We start from the raw sequence: 26277 nt of genomic DNA, 5'->3' as shown, positions 1-26277 counted from the left end.
GGCTTCAGAGCCGATCACGAGAAAATGAGATAGCGATCGCGATTCAGGCGGCGCGGCTGTCGCTGTCGATAATGCGCAAGCTCTCTTCGATGACCTGGCCCTGCGCGATGCGGAAGCTGCGCACCGGGTGCTCGCAGCCTGGCGCGGTGGAGACGATCAGGTAATGGGCATACGTTTCGCTGGCGAACTCGATATCGGTCCTGCTCGGGTACGCCTCGCTGGCAGTGTGCGAGTGGTAGATCACCACCGGCTCCTCCTGCTGAGCGTCCATCTCGCGCCAGACGCGCAGTTGCTCGCGTGGCTCGAACCGGAAGTAGGTTTGCGAGGCGGCTTGATTGGCCATGGGCACCCAGCGTGAAGGCTGGTCGGAGCCTTCTCTGCCGGCGATCACGCCGCAGGCTTCGAGGGGGTGTTGCTGCCGTGCATGCGTCAGCAGGGCGTCGAGCAAGGCTCTGGAAATGGTCAACATGATGGTTCGTCCTCTCAATAGCTCGGCAAGGCCGGCTCCACATCCTTGATCCAGGCCAGGATGCCGCCCTGCAGATTTTTCACGCGGCTGAAGCCCAACCCCTGCAACTCCAGCAGTACCGCCCGAGACCGGACGCCTGACTTGCAATGCAGCACCAGGGGCGTGTCACTGGCATAACGGTCCTGCAACTGCGCGGCCAATCCGGCGTGCCGGGGCATCAGTTGCGCCCCCTGGATGTGCGCAATGTCCCACTCAGTTGGCTCGCGGACGTCGATCAGCACCACGCTCGGGTCATCAAGCAGCAGCGCCTGCAGCGCAACAGCGCTGATCTGCGGCACCTCGACTGCGGCTGGCTGCACACCGCCGCAAAAGGTCTGGTAATCATCCAGACGGGTAATCGGCCGGCGATCCGGGGCACGACGCAGACGGATCTGGCGGTAACTCATCTCCAGTGCGTCGTAGACCATGAGCCGGCCGAGCAGTGTTTCGCCGATACCAGTGATCAACTTGATGGCCTCGGTGGCCATGATCGAACCGACCGACGCGCAGAGAATCCCCAGTACCCCTCCCTCGGAGCACGACGGCGCAAGCTCCGGTGGCGGCGGCTCGGGATACAGGTCGCGGTAGTTCAGACCACCGCCACCCGGGGCCTGCTCCCAGAACACCGAGACCTGGCCTTCGAAGCGGAAGATCGAGCCCCAGACATAGGGCTTGCCGGCCAGCACGCAGGCGTCGTTGACCAGGTAGCGGGTGGCGAAGTTATCGGTGCCGTCGAGGATCAGGTCGTACTCGGCGAACAACGCCAAGGCGTTCTCCGGCTCCAGGCGCAGGTTGTGCCGGCGCACGTTGACCAACGGGTTGAGGTCGGCGATGGCCTGCGCGGCACTGTCGCTCTTGGCCTGGCCCAGCGTGGACTGGCGGTGGATCACCTGGCGTTGCAGGTTGGACGCTTCAACCACGTCGAAATCGACGATGCCGAGGGTGCCGACTCCGGCTGCCGCCAGGTACAGCAAGGTTGGCGAACCGAGCCCCCCGGCGCCGATGACCAGCACCTTGCTGCTCTTGAGCCGGCGCTGGCCGTCGAGCCCGACGTCGGGAATCAGCAGGTGGCGGCTGTAGCGGGAAATCTCTTCGCTGCTCAGTTGGGCGCAGGCGTCAACCAGTGCGGGAAGTTTCATCGTGAAGCTCCTTGGCTTAGGGCCTGCCCATTGTTCGCCAGCCCACGGGGCGCGCACATCCTCTGACAGCACGCATTCGTATGGATTGCGCTTCGATGCATATGGATTACGTCGACACGGCGCCGCGCTTGCCGACCTCCTTGGGCGCAAAGCCGAAATAGCCGCTGAACGCGGTGCTGAAATTGCTGGGGTGGCTGTAGCCAACCTTGTAGGCCACCTGGGCGACCTGGCAGCCCTCCTGAAGCAGGATGTGGGCACGCTGCATGCGCAGTTCCAGCAGCATGCGATAGGGCGTGGTATCGAACAGCTCATGAAAGCCCTGCTTGAGCTTCGCCGCACTCAGGCCGACGCGGCGACACAGGAGCGGGACAGTCAGCGGCTGATCGAGCTCGTCGTGCAGCAGTTGCCGGGCCTGCTCCAGGCGCTTGACCAGTGCCCCAGGCAACAGCGGCCTGGCCTCGGGCGGTTGCACAGTCAGCTGGCGCAGAGGTTGGCTCAACAGGTTCAGCACATGCAGATGGATGTCCAATGGCGCGTATTGCCCTTGGGCCAATCGCGTGGTCAGGGCCTGGACATGACTGCACGCATCACGGCTGGTGGAGCACTGCAACAGTGGCACCTCACCCTGGCAATGCAGCAGGCGCCGGGCCTGCTGTTCGCCCATGTAGCGGCGCAAGGTGCGCTCACCCACGATCAGCTGCAGGCCACCGGCACCGGGACTGGTTTGAAGGCGCCTGGCCTGCGCTGCGTCGCGCAGCAACTGGGCAATGCTCTGGCCAGCCTCAAAGGGCCAGCAGCGACCTTTGCTGTCGACAAAGCGCAGAACGCCCTGCTCCAGGAAAGTCAGGCACAGCAGCGGCCCCCTGAGACAATCGCAGGCATGTCGCAGCGCAGCCCCCTGATTGCCGGCGTCGAAGCGCATCAGCAGCAGGTCGTCCTCGATGACCAGGTGTTGCGGCGCGCTGGCTGGAACGGCACGCAAACGCTGCAACGGCTCATGCGGGGTAACGCGGCGCAGCACGACACTAGCGTGCGCCACGCGTTTCATTCGCCACTTGCAAAGTATCGTCCATCGCCGGCACTCCTCCATGAAGCGGCGCACGACCATGACGGCCCGCCGCCCGCTTCGCTGGCTCAAGGCTTGCTGTGTGGTCCCGCAAGCCACCTCTTCGGCCCTATGCCTTTTGTCATGGGCCTGAGACGCGCGCACGGCCACGGGCACGTGCGCGAAGCGAGGTTCAGCAGGGAGAGGCGCGAGGGTTGGAGGACGGCCAGCAATAGCGGGGCGGCGCATGCCCATGGGGAACACGAGCGAAACGTCGCCGGTCGATGTTCGACAACAGCCAGGCCAGGGCGACGAGGAACACCAGGTGCACGAAGCCTGCCGCGCACAAGGGGCAAGTGAACGGCGTGGCCAGCCCGCTGTCGGGCAACACCGAAAGGTCCTTGGCGGCCAACGCCGAGGTGTCGGTGCGGACCGAGCAGAACTGTCCGCCGATGCCGTTCAACGCCAGCCCAAGCATCTGCCCATGGCCCAAGCCACAGGAGAACACATTGAACAGCGCAATGAAGTACAGGGCCCAGGCGATGAAGGCGCGTCGTGTCGGGTGGCGACTCATGAACCGGATCCGTGGCGTGAAAGGTGAGCAGATACCAACGGCGATTTTCGCCTGGCAATCCGTACAAGGCTTTCTAGACTCTACTGCGACAATCCGCCACACCACCTGCCAAGCCATGGTGAATTGGCATTAGCCTCATCAAGGTGCGGCAGGCTGTCGCACCCTGCATAGACAGGAAGCATTGCTAGACTCGCGCATCGCCCCATTTCAGCCGCCGCAGCCATCGAGCAAGGGATATGCACCGATCAGCAGGACGTCGCCATACCCTCGCCTGGATCCTCTACGCCAGCGTGCTGTTTGCCGTGCTGCACTGCGGGCTAGGCCACGGCCAGGCCAGCGGCCTGACGCTCAACGGCGCCGGTGGCGCCGTCTGCGGCCACGCCGGGGCCGCGCCCAGTCCGCTCGGCTTCGAGCAGTGGCTGGGTGACACCTCGGCCGCAGGCACTACGCTGGATTGCCCCTTGTGCAGCCACTCCGGCCTGGCGTTCATGCCCCTACTGCCCGACGCTCCGGTCGCCCGGGCAACACCTGACATTTCCCTGCCCGCCTCCCCCGCAGCCTGGCCTCGTCGCCTCTGGCCTGCAGCCAACCCCCGCGCCTCGCCCGCCCTGACCTGACCTGCCCTCCCAGGCCACAACGCGCCCATTGCTCAAATGCAACGGGGGATGCCGCCATGCGCGCGTCGTCGGCCCGCCTCGACTTTTCGCAACAGGAATACACAGAGCATGAAAAACAAGACGCTTTGCTGCGCAGCCGCACTCGCCCTTTCCAGTGGTACCGCACTGGCCCAGACCGACAGCGTGGAGCTGCCCGAAACCACGGTGGTCGGCACTTCGGTCATCGACCAGAACACGGTCGACAGCTTCGGCAGCCTCACCACCGTGGTCGGCCAGGAGCAGATCCGCGACCTCAACGCGCTCGACCTGTCCTCCGCGCTGCGTCGTACACCCGGCGTGGTGGTGTCGCGCTTCAACCCGGTCGGCTCGTTCGGCGGTGCCGAAGGCGGCGCGGTGTACATACGCGGCATGGGTGCCAGCCGCCCGGGCAGCGAGATCAAGACCTACATCGATGGCGTTCCCTTCTATATGGGCGTCTGGGGCCACCCGCTGCTGGACCTGCTGCCGATCAACGCGATGCAGAGCATCAGCGTGTACAAAGGCCCGCAGCCGCAGAAGTTCGGCAACACCTTCGCGGCCATCGACCTGACGCCCAAGGTTGCCGAGCAGGGCGACAACCACCATGGGGAGCTGCAACTCACCGGCGGCAGCTTCCGCACGGCCACCGAACAAGCCAGCCTGATTGGCCGCGAAGGCGATTTCGACTACCTGCTGGCCCAGGGGGCAGCCCACTCGGACGGTGACCGCAGTGACGGTGATGGCCGGCTGAACAATGGCATGGCGCGCTTGGGTTATCGGCTGAACGAGAACTGGAGCACTGGCTTGTTGGTGCTGCACGCCAACAACCAGGTCTCCGACCCCGGGCAGAAAGGCCTGCCGGAAACCAAAAATGGCGAGTTCAATACCCGCGGCACGCTCGCTTCGCTGTCATTGGCCCACAATCACGAATGGGGCGATGGCAGCCTCAAGGTCTACCACAACGAAGGCCGAGGTTCGGCCCTTGACCAGACCGGCCTGGACGGCGACACCATCAGTGATTTCACCCTGCAGGGCATTCGCTGGGAAGAGCAATTGCGCCCCTGGCAAGGCGGCGAAGTGGCCTTGGGCCTGGACATCGACGAGAGCAAGGGCGAAGTCCACTTCAAACGCATCGCCCCGGCGCCACAAGCGAAGTTCGACGCGCCCACCCTGCGCGTGACATCGCCGCACGTCGCCGTCAGCCATGCCTTTGCCCTCAACGACACCTGGACCCTGACCCCGTCGGCCGGCGTACGCACGTATGAGCACAACGTGTTCGACAACGCCACCGCCCCGCACGCAGGCCTGCTGCTGTCCTCGAACAATGTCGAGTTCCGTGCCAACGCCTCGCGCGGCATCAACTACCCCGGCCTGGAAGCTTCGGTGATGTCGAGCCTGATTCCGGCGCTCGGCGAAACCTGGAAAGACCTCAAGCCCGAGAAAGTCGACCACCAGGAACTGGGCGTGCGCTTCAACCCGATCGACAGCGCCACCCTCGACCTGGCGGTGTTCAAGGACAAGCTGCAGGACCGCTACCTGTTTGCCTTCCCACCGTCGGTGTCGCGCCCGTCGTATATCAACCTGGGTGATTACAACATCAAGGGCGCCGAAGCCACCTGGCAGCAACGCTGGACCAGCAACTGGAGCAGCTTCGTCGGGTTCACCTGGCTCGACCCTTCGCTCAAGACCCTGCCCTACGCACCGCAGAAATCGCTGTCGCTGGGCACCACCTACGAAACCGGGCCGTGGCGCCTGTCGGCTGATGCGCAGTACCAGAAAGACATGTACGTGCTGGCCGAGGAACGCACCGCCGGCGCCAGCAACTTCTCCAAGGTCGACAGCTTCACCGTGGTCAACATGCGCGTAGGTTATGCCGTACCCGCACTGGGCAAGGTCGGCGAAGTGTTCGTCGCCGTGGAAAACCTGTTCGACCGTGACTACGCCTACCGCACCAACTACCCGATGCCCGGTACTTCGGCGCAACTGGGTGTGAAGATGGGCTTCTGAGCCCTCCCCTGACGCTGCCGGCCTGCACCGGCAGCCCTTTCAAGGAATACGCGCATGAAAGCACCGATTCTCGCCCTGCTGCTAGCCTGCAGCCCACTGCTGGCCGTGGCCGATACCGCCAGCGAGCAGCAGAGCATTCAGCAACTGATGCGACACAACTTCGAACGCCCGGATGCGCCGCTGGACGTTGGCCCAGTTACCGTCCAGGGCGACCATGCGGTAGCCGGCTGGTTGCAAGACCAGCGCGGCGGCCGCGCCTTGTTGCGTAAAGGGCCTCACGGCTGGCGTGTGGTGTTGTGCGCAGGCGATTCGCTGCTCGACCCGGCGACCCTGCGCAGCGCCGGGCTCAGTGACCAGGACTCAGCCCAACTGAGCCAGGCAGTGCGCCAGGCCGAGAGTGCTCAGCCAGCCGAGCGCGTCAAGCAGTTCGCGTTGTTCCAGGGCGTGGTCAAGGTCGACAAGGACGCTGCCCACGGCAATCACTGATGAACAAGCCGGGGGCTTTCACGCCCCCGTCATGTTGTGTCACCTTGACGCCTTCCTGGCACAAATGCTCCAGGCAATGGCTGACTCGCCCCCCTTCAAGCAATCGGCACAGGCGGCGTGGTTCACGCAATGCGGTGATCGCCATGGATCGAGGAAGGCGCATGCCTTTGCTGGCGTTTCTCAACTCGCTTTGAGGGCACGATCAGCAGCTGCGAGCCTTTGAGGCTGACACCCAGGGTGTAAGCCAGCAACATGGGGAGTAGCACACTGGCAAGAATCAGCAAGGTCCCCAAGGTTCTTTCGTCACTGGCCGCGCTCCATAGCGTCATGCTGGCAGACACTTGCACGCTGGAAGGCAAGATGAAAGGGAATAGAGCGAACCCTACGCTGCACAGCGTCGCACCCACCGTCAGGCCACTGCCCAGTAGCGCCAGGCCAGACCGGGCATTGGCGCAAGCGAACAGACTCATGACGGTGCCAGCCAAGGCAAGCACAGGTGCCAGGCCGGCTGCAGGCCAGGCCTGAAAATTGTCCAGCCAGCCAGGGTTGTCTGCCAGCACCACCCAAACGCCAGGCCCGCACAAAGTAGCGTGACGTTCCACCGCCCAAACACTGTAGCCGCGCGCATTCGCTGCCAGCCATATAGCAGCGACTATGAAACTGGCCAGGAACATCACACCCGCAGCGCCTGCGACCCGGCTTGCTGACTGATACAAGGAGCGGCCGCCGCGCTGCACCACCCAGGTAGCGCCAAACTGGCAGACCATCGTCAGGCTCACGACACCTGCAAGCAAGGCGAACGGACTGAACAGGCCACCCACTGTCCCGTGGAACTGCATACCCGCCTGGCCACAGCGACTGAATGGCAACCCAAGGAGCAGGTTGCCCAGCATGCCCCCCAGCAGGGCTGCCGGCAGCAAGCCGATCGCCAGCACGCGCCAGGCTCGTGGTCTGGCGGCTTGCCACGCAGATCGGCGCAACAGTACCAGCAGGCCCACAAGGCCCGTCACCAGGCAGGCCAGGCCACCGAGCGCGGGCCAGACCAGCGCAAGTGTGCCACCCAGGGCCAGCAACCACAGCAGGTTGATATGCGCAGGCGCCGCCGGTGCTTGCTGCAGCGGTTCTCCACTTCGACCCGATAGCCACGGCACCAGCACCCGAGCGCCCACATCCAGACTTTCGCCCAGCATAAAACCGATCAGCATTAGGCCAATCAATAGCCACCAGACGATCTTCAGCAGTTCATGGTCCATGACGGCTCTCTCAGCTCGAAGGAAAGCGGCGCATCCGATGGAAGGGCCGCTTTGGGTCGCCTGCCGTGCAGCATGGATGGGACAAGGCGATACAGGCAATGACCATGCTAGGCGCTGCCTGTTGTTCCCCCAACTGCGACAGCCCGTCGCATGTCGCGGGATGCGGTGACAGCACGGGCGTCCAGCAGTGGCTCAGGGCCAACTGCGGCAGCCTGTCGCACCAAAATGTACCGGCATGACCCTGCCACCAACCTATACAGCAACGACTATGCTTTTTGACCAGACGGCCTCCGTAAACAAGACTGCCACCGCCAATCAACAAGGAGTTCCAAATGAAACCCTTCGCGCTCAAAGGCTTGCGCAAAACCAATGGCTTGCTGTTCGGTTTGTTGTTGACCAGCTTCGCCAGCACCGCCCTGGCACAGGTCGAAGTCAAGGTGGAAGACCCTTGGGTCAGGGCCACCGTGCCCAGCCAGCCCGCCACAGGGGCCTTCATGCGCCTTACCGCCAGCGAGGACGTCAAGCTCGTTCGGGTCAGTTCACCCGTGGCCGCCAAGACGGAACTGCACGAGATGACCATGAAGGACGGCGTAATGACCATGAAGCCATTGCCGAGCCTGCAATTGCCAGCGAACCAGCCGGTAACGCTCGACACCCACGGTTACCACATCATGCTGATCAACCCCAAAGAGCAGATCAAGGAAGGCGCCACGGTGTCGCTGACCCTGACCGTGGTCGATGACGCGGGTAACGAAACCTCGGTCAAGGTCGATGCACCGGTGCGCCCGCTAGCCAGCGGCGAAGACGACTTGCCGGACTAACAAGCGCCCAGTTGGAGTGCTGCGCCCGCTCGCGTGTTGGCTTGCCCGTTTGCGGGCAAGTCCAGTGTGTGGCGCTGTATCTCGTTCTCTGCGCTATCCACCAGTTCGAGGATCAAACGGCAGCGCTTCAGGTAACGGCTGCCGGCGTCGGTCAGGGCAATGCGGCGGGTCGTGCGGTTCAGCAAGCGAATATGCAGGTGCGCCTCCAGGTTGGAGAGCATCCGGGAAACGCTGGCAGTGGTCGTGTCGAGGCGTTCGGCCGCAGCGGTCAGGCTGCCGGCCTGAACCACGCAACTGAACGCGCGCATGGCTTGGAGTACGTCCATCGTCGGTCTCTCACTAAGCATTCAATGAATAGAAAAACGGGCGGCGCACGGCCGCCTCTGTGCCGACCTGGCTTAGCCAGGCACCGGCAACCAGCGCCGGAAGCTGCTCTCGCCTTTAGCGCTAAGCGGGCTCCAGGAAAATTCCCAAGGGGGTGACGGCAAGTCTTCGTCCGCCTGGGAGGCTGGCAGCGCCGGGCGTACGCCGGTTTTCCACTCCACCACCCGCTCGCCCATCGGTTGCCAGGCCAGCACCAAGCCACGGGCCTGAGACACATCAGTCGCCACCCATAGGGCGGCCGCGGCCACCATGAAGGCCTCGATGTGCTCCTCAGTGACACGCGCCTGGTAGGGAGAGCTCAGCAACCAGCGGCAAACGCTGATGTAGTACGTCCAATCCAGCGCCGGATGGTGTCGGTAGGCCCAAGTCATGAAGCGTCGGAACAACTCAAGCCCCTCTGGCGGGTCGAGCTTCAGCAAGCCTGGGCAAACATCGAATAGCGTGTGCCAGTATGGCAGCAGGCGCGCATCGAGGTTGACGAAGCTGCGGGCATTGCAGGGGTAATCGGGAAACGGCAACAGGAAGTCGCCAGTGCGCGACGGGCGAACGGAGGGTTCCAGCAACGCTGAAGCGTTCAGGGTACGAGACATCGTGTGCTCCTGGGTACGGCTAGCCATCGGCAGGCCGACGCCCCGCTTTTAGCGGGTGCGGCCTGGGTCCTTGCAGGTCAGGCGATCGCTTTCGGGGAGGCACGGGGGTTGATCGACGGCCAGCAGTGCCGGGGCGAATGCACCAGAACAGCGGGTTGCTGGTCGACAGGCAGCACAGGCAGGGCAAAGCCGGCCAGAATCAAAGAGGCAGGCAGTGGTGCAGGGCCGCCTTGGGCGCAGCAGCAATGCCCGGGGGCTGACGTCTTCGGGCTAAGGTTGCCGTCCTTGTCCAGCATGGCCGGCTGTACGCCGCCCGACGAGCAATAACTGCCCGCCAGCAACTGCGCCAGGCTCAGGTCGCCCAGGGTACTGGCCATGGGCAATGCCAGTACCTTGAGCAGCATGGCAAGCAGCGCCGCGACCCAGAGGTTATCCCAGGTGCGTGCGCGCAGGCCGCAATGGCGCATGTTCACGCCTCGCCAGGTAGCGCGGGCGTGGAGATTCGACAGGTCATGAGGGCTTCTCTCCAACGACGGTCAAACCAACCGGCAGGCGCATACCTGAGCATGCACCGTGAATCCGGCGTGTTAATGGCAGGCACAGGCCTGCCACGGCGCCTAGGCGCAGGTAGCGTCAGAGAGGTGAAGCGCGAGGGTTGGACGACGGCCAGCAATAGCGCGGAGGCGCTTGGCTGCGGACCTCGCGCATGATCGGGCGGCGGTTGGCACTGGCCAGCAGCCAAGCGACACCGATCAGGAATACCAGGGTAAGAAAAGCCGCCGAGCCCATCGGGCAACTGAACGGAATGCTCAGGTCGCCAGCAAGGGCGCCGTCCTGCTTGGCCTTCAGTGAGCCGGTATCGCCACCGAGGCTGCAGAACGCACCGCCGAAGCCATTCAGCGCCAGCCCCAATGCCTGCCCGTGGGCAAGGCCACAGCCAAGTACATTGAACAGGACACAGAAGTACAGTGCCCAGGCAATGAGGGGACGGTTTGAAGGCAGACGGTTCATGGGCAGCGACTTTAGCATCGAAACCGGCCCCGTAGAAGCATCACCTCCGCCCTGCCCCCTCTGCGACAAGCCGTCACACCCGGCGCGGTTGGCCTCGATTCACCCGCGCAGGTGGCCCGCAGGGACAGATTGTCGCAGTTGGTCACACCCGCCACCGTCCTTACAGTGGCGCCGCCATCGCAATGGCCCGAGTAATTCCCCCAGAAACCAACGCTGAGCCGGCCAGGACCCGGGCTCTGCTTCCCGAAACCGGCGCCGAGGTGCGCCACCCTGTGAGGCCCCATCATCATGAGCGTGCTCGAGGCGCTAGACCTGGCTCGAATCCAGTTCGCCTTCACCGTTTCCTTCCACATCCTGTTCCCCGCCATCACCATCGGCCTTGCCAGTTACCTGGCAGTGCTCGAAGGCCTGTGGCTGCGAACGAATCAGCAGGTCTACCGCGACCTTTACCACTTCTGGTCGAAGATCTTCGCCGTCAACTTTGGCATGGGCGTGGTGTCCGGCCTGGTCATGGCTTACCAGTTCGGCACCAACTGGAGCCGGTTCTCCGACTTCGCCGGTGCCATTACCGGCCCGTTGCTGACTTATGAAGTGCTCACCGCGTTCTTCCTGGAAGCAGGCTTCCTTGGCGTCATGCTGTTTGGCTGGAACCGTGTCGGCCGTGGCCTGCACTTCTTCTCCACGGTGATGGTCGCGCTCGGGACGCTGGTCTCGACCTTCTGGATTCTGGCCTCCAACAGCTGGATGCAGACGCCCCAAGGCTATGAGATTGTCGATGGCCGGGTGATTCCGGCGGACTGGCTGGCCGTCATCTTCAACCCCTCATTCCCCTACCGCCTGATGCACATGGCCACTGCCGCATTCGTTGCCACGGCGTTCTTCGTCGGCGCCTCGGCGGCCTGGCACCTGCTGCGCGGGCGTGACAACCCGGCCATCCGCAAGATGCTGTCGATGGCCATGTGGATGGCGCTGGTCGTGGCTCCGATCCAAGCCGTGATTGGCGACTTCCATGGGCTTAACACCCTCAAGCACCAACCGGTGAAAATCGCGGCGATCGAAGGCCACTGGGAGAACAAACCTGGTGAACCGACCCCTCTGATCCTGTTCGGCATCCCCGACATGCAGGCCGAAACCACCCGCTTCAAGATCGAGATCCCCGCCCTCGGCAGCCTGATCCTGACCCACAGCCTGGACAAGCAGGTACCGGCGATGAAGGAGTTCCCGCCTGAAGACCGGCCCAACTCGACCATCGTCTTCTGGTCGTTCCGGATCATGGTCGGCCTCGGCTTCCTGATGATCTTCGTCGGCCTGTGGAGCCTGTGGCTGCGCAAGCGCGGCACGCTCTACACCTCGCGCCCGTTCCTGTACCTGACATTGTGGATGGGGCCGTCGGGACTGATCGCCATTCTCGCCGGCTGGTTCACTACCGAAATCGGCCGCCAGCCGTGGGTGGTGTACGGCTTGCAGCGCACTGCCGATGGTGTGTCGAACCATGACGCCACCCAGCTCAGCATTACCTTGGTCGCGTTCGTGGTGGTCTATTTCGCCCTGTTCGGCACCGGCCTCGGCTACATGATGCGCCTCGTGCGCAAAGGACCAAAACCTGGCGAGGGCGACCAACACACCCCAGGCGGCCCAGGCCAGCAACATACTCCGGCACGGCCGCTGTCCGCCGCCGACGATTACCAGGCAGAGGTGAACTGACATGGGCATCGACCTTCCACTGATCTGGGCGGTGATCATCATCTTCGGCGTGATGATGTATGTGGTGATGGATGGCTTCGACCTGGGAATCGGCATGCTCTTCCCCTTCGTCAAGGACGCGCGTGACCGGGATGTGATGATGAACACGGTCGCCCCGGTATGGGACGGCAACGAAACCTGGCTGATCCTCGGCGGTGCAGCGCTGTTCGGCGCCTTTCCGCTGGCCTACGCGGTGGTGCTGGAGGCGCTTTACCTGCCGCTGATCCTGATGCTGATCGGCCTGATCTTCCGGGGCGTGGCCTTCGAGTTCCGCTTCAAGGCCAAACCCGCCAAGCGCCACCTCTGGGACAAGGCCTTCATCTGGGGCTCGCTGGTCGCGACCTTCTCCCAAGGTGTTGCACTGGGCGCTTTCATCGAAGGCATCAAGGTGGTCGAGCGCAAATACGCTGGAGGCGCGCTCGACTGGCTCACACCGTTCAGCCTGTTCTGCGGGCTGGGCCTGGTGGTCGCCTACACCCTGCTCGGTTGCACCTGGCTGGTGATGAAGACCGAAGGGCCGCTGCAGCAGCGCATGCACGATGTTGCCAGGCCGTTGGCGTTGGTACTGTTGGTGGTGATCGCCGTGGTCAGCCTGTGGACACCGCTGGCCTACCCGCAAATCGCTGCGCGCTGGTTCAGCATGCCCAACCTGCTCTGGTTCATGCCGGTGCCGATCCTGGTGTTGGTAACGTGCTACGGGCTGCTACGTGCCGTGGCGCGCAACGCGCACTACACGCCGTTCTTGCTGACCCTGGCCCTGATTTTCCTGGGCTACAGCGGCCTTGGCATCAGCCTGTGGCCAAACATCATCCCGCCGTCGATCAGCATCTGGGAAGCCGCAGCGCCGCCCCAGAGCCAAGGCTTCATGCTGGTAGGCACACTGTTCATCCTGCCCATCATCCTCGGCTACACGTTCTGGAGCTATTACGTGTTCCGCGGCAAGGTGACCCATGAAGACGGCTATCACTAGGCGCACAACGTGATGACACCCGATGTGAAGCAACCGATGTGGCGCCGACTTACCTGGCTGGTGCTGATCTGGGCAGGCAGCGTGGCGGCGCTGGGTCTGTTCGCTTGGCTGATCCGACTGTTCATGATGGCCGCCGGCATGCGCAGCCATTGAGCCCTCGAGGTGGTGCGCCTGCGACAAAAAGGCGCACCACGGAACTTGTACAGCCCGCAACGGATGCGGCTTAATGCGCGCCATATTCGTTCGGGTGACTCATGCTTTCACGTGCACGTGCACATCTTTGTCTGTTCGCCTGCCTCGCCGTGCTGTTCAACCTGCTGGCGATGCCGCTTGACCGTGCCTTGCAAACACCCCGCATCGACAGCCAATCGCTGATTCTCGGCAGCTTTTGCAGCCTGCACGGTGCACAGAGCCTGCCCAAGTCACTGCTGGCCCAGCTCAAGGCCGAGCTGCCGCAACTCGACGATCAGCCGGACATGAAACACCAGGCGGGCGACTGCTGCTGTGGTCACGCCGGGCATGCCTTGCTGGCCAGCGACTATTATCGCCACCTGTTCCCCCGCTACTGGCCTGACACACTGTTGCTCGGTAACAGCCACAGGCTGTTGCTGCCGCGCGAGCAGTGGCCAAAGCTCAACCCCCGCGCCTCGCCCCTGGCCTGACCCGTCGTTGCTTGCCCACAGCTGCCCCGTGACCTGCGGTGCGCAGCCTTGCCCGACTGTCTGACCAGGAAACCTTCCATGCCTGCGTTCCGTTGCACCGCACGCGCTGTCCTGCCCGTGCTCGCTGTGTTCAGCCTCAGCCCCCTGTCGCTGGCCGTTGCCGAAACTCTGCCTGCTGAAAACTCCACCCTCACCCTTGGCGCGGTCAACGTGACCAGTACCGAAAGCGGCCCGCTGGCCACCAGCAGCGTGCTCAGTTCGGTGGATATTCTGGGCGGTGACATCCTTGAGAAGATGCCGGTTGCCTACAGCTGGGAGCTGTTCCGCCGGGCACCGGGGGTGATGCTCACCGAGTTCAACCAGGGCACCACCTCGGGCAAGCTGTCGTTTCGCGGCTTCAATGGCGAAGGCGAAGTGAACGCGGTCAAGTTGCTGATCGATGGCATCCCCAGCAACACCAACGACGGCAACATGCCCTTCATCGACTCGGTGTTCCCCATGGACATCGACAGCATCGAGGTGGTGCGCGGCACCAGCGACCCGCGCTATGGCCTGAACAACATCGCCGGTAACGTCAACATCAACACCCGCACCGGCGGTAACTACAACAAGGCGCGCCTGCGCTACGGCAGCTTCAACACCCGCGAGGTGCAACTGGCCAAGGGCATCGAGACCAGCAACTGGACACAGAACTACTTCTTCGCCCGCCAGCAGGTCGACGGCTACCGCGACCATGCCGACACCGAACGCTACAGCTTCGGCGGCAAATGGTTCTATACCCCTGACGATGGCAGCTATCGCCTTGGCCTGATCGCCCGCCACTACGAGTCCGAAGCCCAGGAGGCCGGCTACCTGACCGAGGATGACGCCCGCCATCATCCGCGCATGAGCAATGACTACAACGCCACGGACAAAGGCACGCGGCGAATGAACCAGGTCAGCGTGCACTTCGACACCGACCTGGCCGAGACCCTGTCCTGGTCGGCCAAGACCTACCTCAACACCTATGACGACCGTCGCTGGACGCAGTACTGGCGCACCAGTTCACAGCAGGAACGTGACACCTACGAGGATCAGTACGGTGCCATTACCTCGCTGACTTGGCGACCACAGGTGGACTGGCTGCATGCGTTTGCCCTTGAAGGCGGAAGCGATGTGCAGAAGCAACAGAACCGCAGCGAACGCTACCGCACCGTGGAGCGTGTACGCCAGGCGCAGACACGCGACCAGGACTTCGACTTCAACACGGTCGGTGCCTACGTGCAGGCGGAGATCGAGCCGTTCGAATCGCTGAAGATCGTGCCGGCCTACCGGGTGGACAAGATCAGTGGTGACTTCACCAACAAGATGACCGGGCAGGACTACGACATCAACGACTACGGGCTGATCAAGCAGCCCAAGCTCAGCATTGTCTATTCGCCGTGGAAGTTCGCCAGCGTTTACGCCAACTGGGGCCGCACCTTCCAGGTCGGGACGGGCGCTGCAGCCTACAAGGTGCCGCCGCGCAACGAGGACCTGGACCCTTCGATCAACGAAGGCTGGGAAACCGGCGTCAAGTTCACCCCGGCCAGCTGGGTCGATGGCCGCGTGGCCTATTGGCGTCAGGACGCCTCTGGCGAAGTGAGCCGTCGCCTGAACGACCCTAGCGGCGAGTCGGACAACGTCGGCGAAACACGCCGCTGGGGCTATGACCTGCAGGTCAACCTGCACCCGGACGAACGCACCGAGGTGTGGATGTCCTACTCCTGGCAGTACTCCAAGATCCTTGAGCCCAGCAGCGCGTTACCAAGCAGCAAAGGCCAGGAAATCGATCACGTGCCACACCATCTGTGGAACACCGGCATCAGCTACCAGGCCACTCCCGCGCTGCAACTGACTGCCTGGGCGAACGGGCAGACCAACTACTACCTGGAGCGGGAGAACACCCAAGGTACGTATGGCGGCTACGTACTGATGAACCTCGGTGCAACGTACAAGGTCAGCGAAACCATGAGCATGGACCTGCAGTTGAAGAACCTCACCAACCGCTACTATGAGTACGTGTGGTACGACCCGGATGGTGCGGAGGCTTCCCTGCACGCCCCGGGTGACGGTCGTGCGCTGTATGCCGGCGTGACGTTCGACTTCTGAAAGTCTGCACGTTGGTCGGCGCCAGTGGCTCGGGCAACGCCCTCAGTGGCCTTGGCTTGCTCGACCGCTTGTTGGCCGTCGCGATCAATTGGCTTTCGAAGTGCCGGAAAACACGCTATGTTCGTGATTGAACTTGCGAGGGGAAACTGTGCAGCCAAGGTAGCCTTCGATCAAGAAAAGGATCCGCGCAACGACGTGAAATACGGGAAGCGTCGCAGGTGCCGTAACCGTGGCGATAACCTGTGCTGCACTGCCACTACTTACCGCAACGCTTTCTGAATCCAGCAATCGAACAGGGCGAAGGGCATCACATGTGAACGCCAGGAGGCTTTTCCAGGACGCCGTCAAAGTGCCAGAATCCGCTACCGGTCACATGCGGCGGCGCCAGCCATGACAAACCTTGATCCCGGCGATGAAGTAGCCTACTCCGTACGGAGGGATCGGCTTGAACAGCTGTTTGTCCAGTCGGCGCCCGCTGTGCTTGGCAGCTTCCTGGCCGCCGTCATGCTGTGCTGGTTGGGCTGGGAGCGTTTCGACCCGCAAAGGGTCATCGTGTGGATGACGTTATTGGGCCTGTCGACCGGCGTGCGTACCGCCATGTTCTTCGCCTATCTGCGAGCACCGGCCAACCAGCGCACGGCCGAACGCTGGGAGTGGCGTTACTGGGTCACGCTGATGCTGTCGGCGGCTATCTGGGGCTGGGGCGCCTTTGCCGTAATGCCCACCGACGACGCGCTGGGGCAGACGCTGATCATGTTGTTTGCCGTCGGCATGTCTGTCAGCGCGGTGTCGTGTTACTCCTCCTACCGCAACATGACCCTGGTGTCGATGGGCCTGGTCTTGCTGCCTTCTACAGGCTGGCTACTGTTGCAACCTTCTACGCTGCAACAAGGGATAGCCTTGGCGGTGCTGGTGTTCGCCTGGTTCGTGGTCAGCGCGACGCAAAGCCTGTCCTCGGCATTGACGACGGCCTGGCGCCTGAAACACGAAATGCAACGCGCGCATCGGCTTGCCATGGTGGCCTCGTGCACGGACGAACTGACCGGCCTGAACAACCGACGTGCTTTTTTCGACAACGCTTCGGCGCAGCACGCCCAGTGCAGGGATGCGGGTACATTCATGGCCGTGTTGATGCTGGACGTCGACCATTTCAAACAGATCAACGACACGTTCGGGCATGCCGCAGGCGACCAGGTGCTGCAGCGCATCGGTGCAGCGATCAGTGCCAGCCTGCGTGACAACGACATTGCCGGCAGGCTGGGCGGCGAGGAGTTCGCCATCCTGCTGCCCAATACGCCGCCAGACACGGCGATTGAGGTTGCCGAGCGCCTGCGGGCCCTGATAGCCAAACTGCGTGTGAATGATGAACACCCGGTCACCGCAAGCATAGGTTTAGCGTTCGCGAAGGCCCCTGCCACTGAGCTCGGCGCCTTGCTCAGCAGTGCAGACAGCGCCATGTACCTTTCCAAGGTATCGGGCCGTAACCGGGTCACCGTCGCCGAACCGGACCAGGAGGCATTGCACAAGCAGCACTAGCCCCTCCAAGGAAGTGCTATGCAGGGTCCTGGGCCACGGCGTCACCCGGCGCTGGGCGCAGCGTGCGCACGGCATCGTCGAACAGGTGTAGGTTGGCATGGGCCTGCAGCCGTTGCGGCAAGCGTGCGTTGGCAATCGAACCCCGCAAGTCGTGCCAATGCTGAACAAGTTGTTGCGGTTATTGAAGAAAATCTACCGAGACTGACTCCGTCTGCCCAGCGTGGTGAAATCCGATCGACCTGTTGCGCCTCTTTGACGTCCCAAGAAAGCACCTTGGCAAATCACCCCAGAGGCGAGGTACTCATGAACGACCGCATCATCGCGTTTTTCACCGAAACCACCGTATTCGGCATCTCCATTCTCAATCTGCTGGTGGCGCTGACAGTCGCCACCGTAGTTTTCCTGGTCGCCCGTGCCGCCATCAGTTTCCTGATGCGCCGGGTACGGCGCTGGTCCGAACACGAAGGCCCATTGAGCCAGATAATGGCCAAGGTGCTTTCCGGCACCAGCAACGTTCTGTTGTTGCTGGCCTCATTGCTGGTAGGCCTGAGCATGCTCGACCTGCCCGAGCGCTGGCTGAGCAGGGTCAGCAGCCTGTGGTTCGTGGTCGCTGCCTTGCAGATTGGCCTGTGGGCCAACCGCGCCATCGGCTTGGGCCTGAGCCGCTACTTCGCCCGCCACCGTACCGACGGCCTGAACCAGGGCAGCGCACTGGCAACCCTTTCGGCCTGGGGCGCGCGGGTCCTGCTGTGGTCAGTCGTAGTGCTGGCGATGCTGTCGAACCTGGGGGTGAACATCACCGCCTTCGTCGCCAGCCTTGGCGTGGGCGGCATCGCGGTGGCGCTGGCTGTGCAGAATATCCTTGGCGACCTGTTCGCTTCGTTGTCGATCGCCGTGGACAAGCCGTTCGAGATCGGTGACTTCATCGTCATCGGGCCCCTGGCGGGCACCGTTGAGCACGTCGGCCTCAAAACCACACGCATCCGCAGCCTCGGCGGCGAACAGATCGTCATGGCCAACGCCAGCATGATCAGCAGCACCATCCAGAATTACAAGCGCCTGCAAGAGCGTCGCATCGTGTTCGAGTTCGGGCTTTCCTACGACACGCCCACCGAGGCCGTGAAGAAAGCGCCAGCCATCGTAGAAGACGCCATCAAGGCCCAGGAGCAGGCGCGTTTCGATCGCGCTCACCTGCGCGGCTTCGGCAAAGAGGCGCTGGAGTTCGAGTGTGTCTACATTGTCCGGGACCCAGGCTACAACCTTTACATGGACATTCAGCAAGCGATCAACTTCAGGCTGCTGGAGCGGTTCTCGCAAATCGGCGCCAAGTTCGCCGTGCCGGTGCGCGCGATCAAGGTCACGGCATTGCCAGAGGCCGCCGGCCTGCATGGCCAGGCTCGCGAAGGCCTGAGCATCAGGGGCGCTTGATGCTGGCAACCTGCCCGGCTCGCCAGATAGGTCCGCCGCAGGGCGTGCACATGCGCACGCCCTGCCCGCGCTGAAACGCTATTTCAGCGCCGCGATGAAGCTGTCTTTCAGCACCTCGAGAAGGAAGTCCGCATTGGTCCGGCTGAAAATCATCGAAGGGCGCATTTTCAGCACGTTGTCATGCGGGCCTTCGGTGCCGATCAACACGCCGCGCTCCCGGGCACCATCAGCCACTTTTCTGGCCAGGGCCGTGGCTGGCGCCTTTGACTGGCGGTCAGTGACCAGCACGATGCCGAGGAACAGGCCCAACCCGCGCACATCACCAATCACGTCGAATTGCTGCTGAAGCTTGCGCAAACCCTCGAGCAGGTAATGGCCGACATTCAAGGCGTTTTCTTTCAACTGGTCGCGCTCGATTGCATCGAGCACCGCCAGGCCTACCGCGCATGACACTGGGTTACCGGCGAAGGTATTGAAATACTCCATGCCGTTGTTGAAAGCATCGGCAACCTCGCGCGTGGTCACTACCGCCGACATCGGGTGGCCGTTACCTATGGGTTTGCCCATGCTGACGGCATCCGGGACCACGCCCTGGGTCTCGAATGCCCACCAGTGGCTGCCGACCCGGCCAAACCCGACCTGAACCTCATCGGCCAGGCACAGCCCACCTTCGGCACGCACCATGGCGTACACCTCCTCAAGGTAGTGTTCGGGCAAAAACACCTGCCCCGCCACGCTGGGGATCGATTCGGCAATGAAAAACCCGGGGCGCTTGCCTGCCTTGCGCATGGCATCCAGCTGCTCTGCCACCGACTCGGCAAAGCGCTTGCCGTGCGCTTCCACGGGCCAGTGCTCGGGGGCGTAGTAGCTGTCCGGAACCACGGCCTCGTAAACATGCGCCGCCCTGCCCTTGCCCGCCTTGCGCTTGTACTTGTAAGGGCTCAGATCGATCAGTTCCTGAGTGGTGCCGTGGTAGGCCCAGTCCAGCACGATCGCCTGATCACTGCCTGTGTAGTTGCGCGCCATACGCAGCATCAGGCTGTTGGCCTCACTCCCCGAGCAGCCAAAGGACGCTACGCAAAGGCCCTTGGGCAAAGTGCCGGTCAGGCGCTCGGCGTATTCGACGATGTTGTCGTGCAGGTAGCGTGTATTGGTGTTGAGCAGCGCAGCCTGGCGGGTCAGGGCTTCGACCACGTCGGGATGACTATGGCCCAGGTGGCACACGTTGTTGAAGCAGTCCAGGTAGGCCCGCCCGAAGTTGTCGATCAGCCATACGCCATCACCGCGCACGAACTTGATCGGGTCGGTGTACGAAATGGACAGGTTGGGTAGCAGCAGTTCCTTGCGCCTGGCAATGATCTGGGCCTTGGTCATCCCCTGCTGGCTGTAGGTCTCTGGCGGGATACCGGCCAGGGCCGAGGCATCGGGGAACAGGTCGGCCCACGCTTCGCGGTATGCGGGCTCACCCACGCCAATGACCTCGCACGCGCGCAACTGGGTATCGGTGACCAACTGCAGATGCAGGTGGGGAATCCAGCCGCCGTTCTCGTGATCGCTGCCCATGTAACCGACGAGGTCGCCCGCTTCGAGCTTGTCACCGGCCTTCAAACGGCTGAGCGCCTCGTGGGCCATGTGCCCCCACAGTGTCAGAAATGGCGGGCAACCGGGCGGGGTGTGCTCGAGCATCACCAGGCCGCCATAACCCAGCGGGTCTGGCTCAACCTCGACGCTTCTGACGGTGCCGGCAATCGGTGCGTACAACGGCGTACCCGCTGGCATCAGCAAATCTACCCCCACATGCAGGGTCCGGTGCTGCCCCTTGATGAAGCGAGACTCAAAGGCGCTGTCGGTATAGACGGCACGTACCTCGCCCCATGGCCCGATGCCCAGCGGGGCCTTGTGCGCGGCAGAGCATTCATTCCACCACCGCGTCGCATCTGCAGGGCGCTGCTGGGCCGAGGCAATGGTCATCTCATGGCTGGCATCGCCAAACGGCGCGATGACCTTGTCGAGAATGGCGGCTGACGGGCGCACCAGGTCGGCAAACGACTTGTGGTTGTCGGCAATCCAGCGGCGGACTTCCCCCGCACCTTCGATGGCATCGAAACCACAGGCCTTGCGCAAAATGCCGGTGGCCAACCGTGGGTTCATCGAATCGAGCTGTTCCAGTAGACGCCAGGCAGGTGCTTCACTGATCGCCAGGTAGGGGTTGTCGTCGGTCTGGTCCTGCCGGGAAGCGGAGAACGTGACGCTGATGACCAAGCGCATGGCTATCAGGTTGAACAACACATCAAGTTCTTGCGCTTGCAACGGGTACTTCTCATGGAAGCCGGCCACCAGCGCAGCCGCAGCGCCGATCGGGTCGTCCATGTCGAGAATGGCGTAGGCGCTGGCAATTGCGACCTCGGCAATCAGAACGGTGTGCACGGCATCGCCAAAATCGATGAAGCCAGTCACGTTACCGGCCGTTTCGGCATCGACCAGGATGTTCCAGTCGTTGGCATCGTTGTGGATCACCTGGGCCCGAAGGGACGCCAGTTCAGGCTGTACCGTCTGCTCGAACCGGGCGATGAAGCGCTCGGCAACGGCCCGGCGATCAGGGTCCTTGATGCAGTGCAGCCGCGAACGGGAGCGCGCAGCATGGCGTAAGTCCCAGTCCAGGTCGCGGACTGCGCCCGGGTGCATGAAGCCCTGCAGCGCACGGTCAAGTTCACCGAGTGCCTGGCCGAAGTTTCTCATCAGCGCCAGGGAGCGTCTGGCCTTGGCAAGTGGCGTGCCGGCCAGCCAGCTGACCAGGCGCACAGCGTGCTGTTCACCGGTGCTGCTGGCCACAGACGGCAGGTAGTCGCCCGTCACGCTGGCCCGCAGGTGTGGTACGCCCAAATGCGCGCCATGCACGGCCAGGTGGTCGAGTAGCGCGGTTTGAAACTCGCTTTCTACCCTGGGCTCGCTGGCATTGACGATTTTCAGTATCCAGCCTGCGTCTACGCCCGTATCCAGCCGGTAATTGCGATCACGTTCCCCATCCAAGGGCGTTGCAGTGCCGGTGACATTGAAGAAATCTTTTGCAAGGCCCTCTGCATCGCTTGCCGAAAACCGAGGTGCCGGGTGGGAAAGGTCTGTCATATCATCAGGTTCCGAGCGCGCTGATTGTTTTTCAATAGCTTGTCATGCGCCGCCGAAACGGACACCCTGCATACGGTCGGGCGCAACAGGCATTATGCCGGTTCCGACCGGCATAATGACGGCAAGCTTATCAAGGGGCTGCAATGCGTGACCTGGACGCTAAAGATCGTGAGATTCTTGAGGTACTTTCGAAGGACGCGCGTATTGCGCTCAAGGCGTTAGCCGGCCGCATAGGCCTTTCCCGAAGTGCCACCACCGAGCGTGTCGCCAACCTTGAACGCAGCGGAGTCATTCGCGGTTATCGCGCTGACATCGGCGAAATAGACGCCAACGTGATACGCGCGATCTTGCTGGTTACGTTGCAGCGTACGCCTGCCATGGGGCTGCTCGACCAGTTGGCAACGGACGCGCGCGTACGGCGGGTGTCGTCGGTGAGCGGTCAGCTTGACCTGGTGGTTGAAGTGGAGACCCGAACGATCGACGACCTCAACCAGGTACGCGACAACGTGGCACGTCACGAATCAGTGGATGACATTACCACGTCGGTAGTCCTGCGCCGTGATATCGACCGCCAGGGCGCCTGATACCTGCAGAGGCAGTAGACAGGCCGTACTTACCCAAGCCTCACAGGTGTCGAAGCACGCCCTGGATCTCGCGAACGACCTGCCGCGTTGCCTCGTCGACGGTCCCTTCATTGCGGCACAGCACCCAGCCTTGCTCCGCAACCGCACGCTCGAACGCCTCGGTACAGGCAACCTGTTCATCCAGGTTATGGATCACCGTACTGCCCAGCCCACGCGTGCGCGCCGCGGCCCTCGCCCATGAGGTTTCAGGCGTTGTGACAACCCCGACATGCAAATCGGGCACTTGCACGTTTCGTTCGAGGTTCAGGCGCAGGATCTTGTCAAACGGCACTGTGCGGCGAAACGCAGCGTCAGAGGGGTACCAGCGATCAATCAGGATGATGCTGTCAGCGGGCTGCCTGGGCAGTACATGTCGGGAAATCCAGGCGCGGCTTTCAGCGAAGCGCTCGCAAACCTTGAACTCAAGGTCCTGGCAAGGGCTTCTGGAAAGCTGGTTGACCAGGGCCATGGTCTCGCCCCGGTGAGGATCATTCTTTCTTTCGCAAAGGCGGATCACCTTGTTCCCGTCCAGCCGTAACGCTTGAGTGACGGCCTCCAGCAGCGTGGTCTTGCCGGTCCCCTTGGGCCCATCGAAGGAAATAAACAGCGGGCGGTTCATCTTGCAATACCAGTTGGCTCAAGCGCGGGATAAGACCATTGATCGTAGCTGCCTTCAAGCGATTCTCGACGGGAGTACATCCGTACTCCACGCTGTGATCAAAGCATTGCCTTGGGAATGGACCGGCATTGCCCGACCCGCCATCCCCAAGGCGTGCAATGCCTGCTAGGCTGACGGACGATGGCGGACCTGCAGCCCGCCTCCCCTTACCCACAGGCACGGGCCAATGACCTACAACCCCCACGTTAACCTGACCAACTGCGACCGGGAGCCCATCCAGATTCCCGGGAGCATCCAGCCCCATGGCTGCCTGCTGGCCTGTGATGCCTCGGCGACCGTGGTGCTGCGCCATTCGGTCAATGCCCCACAGATGCTGGGTGTAGCAAACGATATCAATGGTCAGAAACTGCACGCGGTGCTGGGTGACGAGGTCACGCATACGCTTCGCAACGCACTTGCCCGTACCCGGGATGCCTCGCGGCCCGCGCTCAGTTTCGGCGTGACGTTGCCCAACGGCGCGGCCGTCGACATCGCCGCCCACTTGTACAAAGGCACGGCAATCCTCGAATTCGAGCCCGCCGGGGCGAGCATCGCCGAACCGATCGAGCTGGCCCGCACGCTGATTGCCCAACTGCGCGAAATCGACCAGACCCACAAGCTGTTCCGCGACGCCGCCCGCTTTGTCAGGGCGGTGCTCGGTTACGACCGGGTGATGATCTACCAGCTGGGAGCCGACGGTGCCGGCAAGGTGGTTGCCGAGTCCAAGCGTAGCGACCTCGAAAGCTTCATGGGCCAATACTTCCCCGCCTCCGATATCCCCCAGCAGGCCCGCGCGCTCTACCTGCGCAACCCGATCCGGGTAATCTCCGACGCCCAGTTCAATACGGTCGCCATCAACCCGGTGCTCGACCCCTCGGGCGAACCGCTCGACCTGTCCTACGCGCACCTGCGCAGCGTCTCGCCGATCCATTGCGAATACCTGTGCAACATGGGCGTGGGCGCCTCGATGTCGATTTCCGTCATCGTCAATGGCGAGCTGTGGGGAATGATTGCCTGCCATCACTACGCACCGCGCACGCTGGCCATGGGGCAACGTGTGGCCGCCGAGATGTTCGGTGAGTTCTTCTCCCTGCATATCGAGACCCTGCGTAGCCGGCAAAAACTCGAAGCTGCCGTGCGCATCCACAAAGCCCTGGACAGCCTGCTGCGCGACGCCAACCAGGCGGCGGACATTGATGGGTTCTTCCACGCACGCCTGCCCCGGTTGATGTCGCTGATTCCCTGCGACGGCATCGGCATGTCGCTGCTAGGCCGCTGGTCGTGCGCAGGGCTGGCGCCGCCCCAAACGGCCGTGCCTGACCTGCTGCGCCTGGCAGACATGGTCAGCGAAGGCCGAATCTGGGCGTCCAATCGCCTGTCGACAGTGCTCCCGTCGGCCCAGGCGTATTTTAATGATGTGTCGGGTGTGCTGATCGTCCCGATGTCGCAACACCCAAGGGATTACTTGATCTTCTTCCGCAAGGAGGTGGTCGAGACACTCGATTGGGCCGGGGACCCGAACAAGACCTATGACAGCGGCGCGTTGGGCGACCGCCTGACGCCCCGCAAGAGCTTCGCCATCTGGAAAGAAACCGTTCACCAGCAGTCGCTACCCTGGACCGAGCAGGACCGCCAGTTTGGCGATGCCATCCGTACCGCTATCGTCGAAGTGGTGCTGCACAACAGCGAACTGCTCGCCAGTGAACGCGCCAAAGCCGACGTGCGCCAGCGCATGCTCAACGAAGAGCTCAACCACAGGGTCAAGAACATCCTGTCGCTGATTGGTGCACTGGTTGCCCATCCGACCCCGGAAAGCCAGACCCTGCAGGACTATGTGGCAACGCTCAAAGGGCGTATCCAGGCCTTGTCGTTGGCCCATGACCAGGTGGTGCGCGGTGACGGTGGCGGGCGCCTGGCGAAGCTGCTGGAGGCCGAGCTTTCTCCCTATCGCACGGCTGCCGACGTGATCGAGTTGCAGGGCCCGAACGTCATCCTCGATGCGCGCGCGTACTCGGTCATGGCCCTGGTGCTGCACGAACTGGCCACCAACGCGGCCAAGTACGGTGCGCTATCGCGGGCTGGCGGCAAGCTTTCGGTGAGCTGGGCAATCGACGCCACCAACGCTTGTGCCATCAGTTGGCGGGAAAGTGGTGGGCCAACGGTACGCCAGCCCAGCCGCAGCGGCTTCGGTACGGTGCTGATCGACCGCAGCATCCCGTTCGACCTGGGTGGCACCAGCGCGGTGGAATATCACCCCGAAGGCCTGCAAGGCTTTTTCAGAATCCCGGCCAAGCACCTTTCCGTAGCCGAAGCGGCAGTAACCGCTCTCCCGGCCACGCCTATGGCCCGTGCAAACGGTGCGTTTGCAGCGCGCTCGGGTTTGTGTGTGCTGATACTCGAGGATCAACTGGTAATTGCAGTAGGCCTGGAGCAAATTCTCAACGATGCGCAAATCGAGGACGTGATCACCGCCAGCTCCGAGGACCAAGCCATGCAACTGCTTGGTAGCCACAAACCGGACGCGGCAATACTGGATGTCAACCTGGGCACCGGAACCTCCATTTCCGTAGCAGATGAACTGGTTCGCCGGCAGGTCCCGTTCCTCTTTGCCACCGGCTATGGCGACGGCATCAGCATTCCCGAGCACTTGCAGCATGTGCCCGTCACGCGCAAGCCTTATGACGCCAATGCCATTCTGGCCAGCCTGCAAGGCCTGCTTGAGCTGGGGTGAATGGGATACAGAAGCAGCCTTGTATTGCGAAAAGGCCCGTAAAGCCGACACATCACCGTCAGCTATACGGGCCTCTTTACAGCACCAGGCCGCGCCGGCAAAAAGACGGCGCCGGCCTGTCAGGGCTTACACCGCCAGCGCGCGCTCACGCAGCTCGCTGTTGAGGATGCGGTCGTTCTCGCTGTAATCGACCGGGCAGTCGATCACGTGCACACCT

25 protein-coding genes and 1 pseudogene are annotated in these 26277 nt (G+C 62.8%); 13 read left to right on the top strand and 13 right to left on the bottom strand.

All coding sequences use genetic code 11. The annotated features are described in order from the left end of the window. Positions 1-43: 43 nt before the first annotated feature. The 4 genes from BJQ17_RS11040 to BJQ17_RS11025 form a co-directional block, all read right to left on the bottom strand. Entirely contained in the window at positions 44-469 is a 426-nt protein-coding gene (locus BJQ17_RS11040) for a Mov34/MPN/PAD-1 family protein (RefSeq protein ID WP_070096045.1), read from the bottom strand. Between the two features lie 14 nt (positions 470-483). Beyond that, positions 484-1647: a molybdopterin-synthase adenylyltransferase MoeB gene (moeB, locus tag BJQ17_RS11035; protein ID WP_070096044.1), complete on the bottom strand. Its 1164-nt coding sequence runs from the start codon at positions 1645-1647 to the stop codon at positions 484-486. Between the two features lie 106 nt (positions 1648-1753). Beyond that, positions 1754-2686, bottom strand: a complete 933-nt coding sequence (locus tag BJQ17_RS11030; protein WP_175442726.1) for a helix-turn-helix transcriptional regulator — start codon at positions 2684-2686, stop codon at positions 1754-1756. 199 nt (positions 2687-2885) lie between these two features. Continuing rightward, positions 2886-3266: a DUF2946 domain-containing protein gene (locus BJQ17_RS11025; RefSeq protein ID WP_070096042.1), complete on the bottom strand. Its 381-nt coding sequence runs from the start codon at positions 3264-3266 to the stop codon at positions 2886-2888. Positions 3267-3502: 236 nt separating this feature from the next. Here BJQ17_RS11025 and BJQ17_RS11020 point away from each other — a divergent pair, with 236 nt between their 5' ends. The 3 genes from BJQ17_RS11020 to BJQ17_RS11010 all read left to right on the top strand — a co-directional run bounded on the left by BJQ17_RS11020 (position 3503) and on the right by BJQ17_RS11010 (position 6394). Then, positions 3503-3883, top strand: coding sequence for a DUF2946 family protein (locus tag BJQ17_RS11020; RefSeq protein ID WP_070096041.1), 381 nt, complete (start codon positions 3503-3505; stop codon positions 3881-3883). A 108-nt stretch (positions 3884-3991) separates the two neighbouring features. Next, on the top strand, positions 3992-5908 hold the full coding sequence (locus BJQ17_RS11015; RefSeq protein ID WP_083285048.1) for a TonB-dependent receptor: 1917 nt from the start codon (positions 3992-3994) through the stop codon (positions 5906-5908). 54 nt (positions 5909-5962) lie between these two features. After that, entirely contained in the window at positions 5963-6394 is a 432-nt protein-coding gene (locus BJQ17_RS11010; protein WP_020193608.1) for a copper uptake system-associated protein, read from the top strand. A 122-nt stretch (positions 6395-6516) separates the two neighbouring features. Here the strand turns inward: BJQ17_RS11010 and cydB (BJQ17_RS11005) are convergent, their stop codons facing one another. Continuing rightward, on the bottom strand, positions 6517-7647 hold the full coding sequence (gene cydB, locus BJQ17_RS11005; RefSeq protein WP_083285047.1) for a cytochrome d ubiquinol oxidase subunit II: 1131 nt from the start codon (positions 7645-7647) through the stop codon (positions 6517-6519). A 332-nt stretch (positions 7648-7979) separates the two neighbouring features. Here cydB (BJQ17_RS11005) and BJQ17_RS11000 point away from each other — a divergent pair, with 332 nt between their 5' ends. After that, the gene (locus BJQ17_RS11000) at positions 7980-8468 is read left to right on the top strand and encodes a copper chaperone PCu(A)C (protein WP_083285046.1); all 489 of its coding nucleotides are present in this window, start codon (positions 7980-7982) and stop codon (positions 8466-8468) included. Positions 8469-8548: 80 nt separating this feature from the next. On the opposite strand, the pseudogene BJQ17_RS10995 reads toward BJQ17_RS11000, so the two are convergent. The 4 genes and pseudogenes from BJQ17_RS10995 to BJQ17_RS10980 form a co-directional block, all read right to left on the bottom strand. Next, positions 8549-8794, bottom strand: a pseudogene (locus BJQ17_RS10995) (LysR family transcriptional regulator); the annotation flags it as partial. A 72-nt stretch (positions 8795-8866) separates the two neighbouring features. Further along, positions 8867-9442 carry a putative natural product biosynthesis protein gene (locus BJQ17_RS10990; RefSeq protein ID WP_083285045.1) on the bottom strand — a complete coding sequence of 192 codons (576 nt, stop codon included), beginning with the start codon at positions 9440-9442 and terminating at the stop codon, positions 8867-8869. 77 nt (positions 9443-9519) lie between these two features. Continuing rightward, complete coding sequence (locus BJQ17_RS10985; protein ID WP_020193612.1) at positions 9520-9909, bottom strand: DUF2946 family protein; 390 nt, start codon at positions 9907-9909, stop codon at positions 9520-9522. Between the two features lie 166 nt (positions 9910-10075). Continuing rightward, a complete protein-coding gene (locus BJQ17_RS10980; RefSeq protein ID WP_020193613.1) occupies positions 10076-10453 on the bottom strand; it encodes a DUF2946 family protein in 378 nt (125 codons plus the stop codon). Between the two features lie 288 nt (positions 10454-10741). Here BJQ17_RS10980 and BJQ17_RS10975 point away from each other — a divergent pair, with 288 nt between their 5' ends. The 6 genes from BJQ17_RS10975 (at position 10742) to BJQ17_RS10955 (ending at position 17494) form a co-directional block, all read left to right on the top strand. Continuing rightward, positions 10742-12157: a cytochrome ubiquinol oxidase subunit I gene (locus BJQ17_RS10975; RefSeq protein WP_070096039.1), complete on the top strand. Its 1416-nt coding sequence runs from the start codon at positions 10742-10744 to the stop codon at positions 12155-12157. Between the two features lies 1 nt (position 12158). Next, positions 12159-13166 (top strand): cytochrome d ubiquinol oxidase subunit II, encoded by a 1008-nt coding sequence (gene cydB, locus BJQ17_RS10970; RefSeq protein WP_070096038.1) that lies wholly within the window; start codon positions 12159-12161, stop codon positions 13164-13166. 12 nt (positions 13167-13178) lie between these two features. Next, entirely contained in the window at positions 13179-13319 is a 141-nt protein-coding gene (locus BJQ17_RS29920; RefSeq protein ID WP_083285044.1) for a DUF2474 domain-containing protein, read from the top strand. A gap of 101 nt (positions 13320-13420) precedes the next feature. Next, complete coding sequence (locus tag BJQ17_RS10965) at positions 13421-13828, top strand: DUF2946 family protein (RefSeq protein ID WP_070096037.1); 408 nt, start codon at positions 13421-13423, stop codon at positions 13826-13828. Between the two features lie 78 nt (positions 13829-13906). After that, positions 13907-15958 carry a TonB-dependent receptor gene (locus tag BJQ17_RS10960; protein ID WP_070096036.1) on the top strand — a complete coding sequence of 684 codons (2052 nt, stop codon included), beginning with the start codon at positions 13907-13909 and terminating at the stop codon, positions 15956-15958. 477 nt (positions 15959-16435) lie between these two features. Further along, the gene (locus tag BJQ17_RS10955; protein WP_070096035.1) at positions 16436-17494 is read left to right on the top strand and encodes a diguanylate cyclase; all 1059 of its coding nucleotides are present in this window, start codon (positions 16436-16438) and stop codon (positions 17492-17494) included. A gap of 16 nt (positions 17495-17510) precedes the next feature. Here BJQ17_RS10955 and BJQ17_RS32075 read toward each other — a convergent pair whose 3' ends face one another. Continuing rightward, positions 17511-17642, bottom strand: coding sequence for a hypothetical protein (locus BJQ17_RS32075; protein ID WP_256559582.1), 132 nt, complete (start codon positions 17640-17642; stop codon positions 17511-17513). 155 nt (positions 17643-17797) lie between these two features. Here BJQ17_RS32075 and BJQ17_RS10950 point away from each other — a divergent pair, with 155 nt between their 5' ends. Next, positions 17798-18922, top strand: coding sequence for a mechanosensitive ion channel family protein (locus tag BJQ17_RS10950; RefSeq protein WP_070096034.1), 1125 nt, complete (start codon positions 17798-17800; stop codon positions 18920-18922). Between the two features lie 78 nt (positions 18923-19000). Here BJQ17_RS10950 and BJQ17_RS10945 read toward each other — a convergent pair whose 3' ends face one another. Continuing rightward, positions 19001-22048 (bottom strand): aminotransferase class III-fold pyridoxal phosphate-dependent enzyme, encoded by a 3048-nt coding sequence (locus BJQ17_RS10945; RefSeq protein ID WP_070096033.1) that lies wholly within the window; start codon positions 22046-22048, stop codon positions 19001-19003. Positions 22049-22191: 143 nt separating this feature from the next. On the opposite strand from BJQ17_RS10945, the gene BJQ17_RS10940 reads away from it, so the two are divergent. Next, the gene (locus tag BJQ17_RS10940; protein ID WP_004374903.1) at positions 22192-22632 is read left to right on the top strand and encodes an Lrp/AsnC family transcriptional regulator; all 441 of its coding nucleotides are present in this window, start codon (positions 22192-22194) and stop codon (positions 22630-22632) included. 40 nt (positions 22633-22672) lie between these two features. On the opposite strand, the gene BJQ17_RS10935 is transcribed toward BJQ17_RS10940, so the two are convergent. Continuing rightward, complete coding sequence (locus BJQ17_RS10935) at positions 22673-23290, bottom strand: dTMP kinase (protein ID WP_047602653.1); 618 nt, start codon at positions 23288-23290, stop codon at positions 22673-22675. Between the two features lie 226 nt (positions 23291-23516). On the opposite strand from BJQ17_RS10935, the gene BJQ17_RS10930 reads away from it, so the two are divergent. Beyond that, positions 23517-26060, top strand: coding sequence for an HWE histidine kinase domain-containing protein (locus tag BJQ17_RS10930; RefSeq protein ID WP_070096032.1), 2544 nt, complete (start codon positions 23517-23519; stop codon positions 26058-26060). 126 nt (positions 26061-26186) lie between these two features. Here the strand turns inward: BJQ17_RS10930 and BJQ17_RS32070 are convergent. Continuing rightward, on the bottom strand, positions 26187-26277 hold a 91-nt coding region (locus BJQ17_RS32070), incomplete at its 5' end, for a hypothetical protein (protein ID WP_232856785.1).

Source organism: Pseudomonas sp. NBRC 111139, assembly GCF_001753955.1.
In the GTDB taxonomy this organism is placed as follows: domain Bacteria; phylum Pseudomonadota; class Gammaproteobacteria; order Pseudomonadales; family Pseudomonadaceae; genus Aquipseudomonas; species Aquipseudomonas alloputida.
The sequence above is the reverse complement of the archived record's forward strand: the minus strand, read 5'-3'. Positions and strand labels throughout refer to the sequence as shown.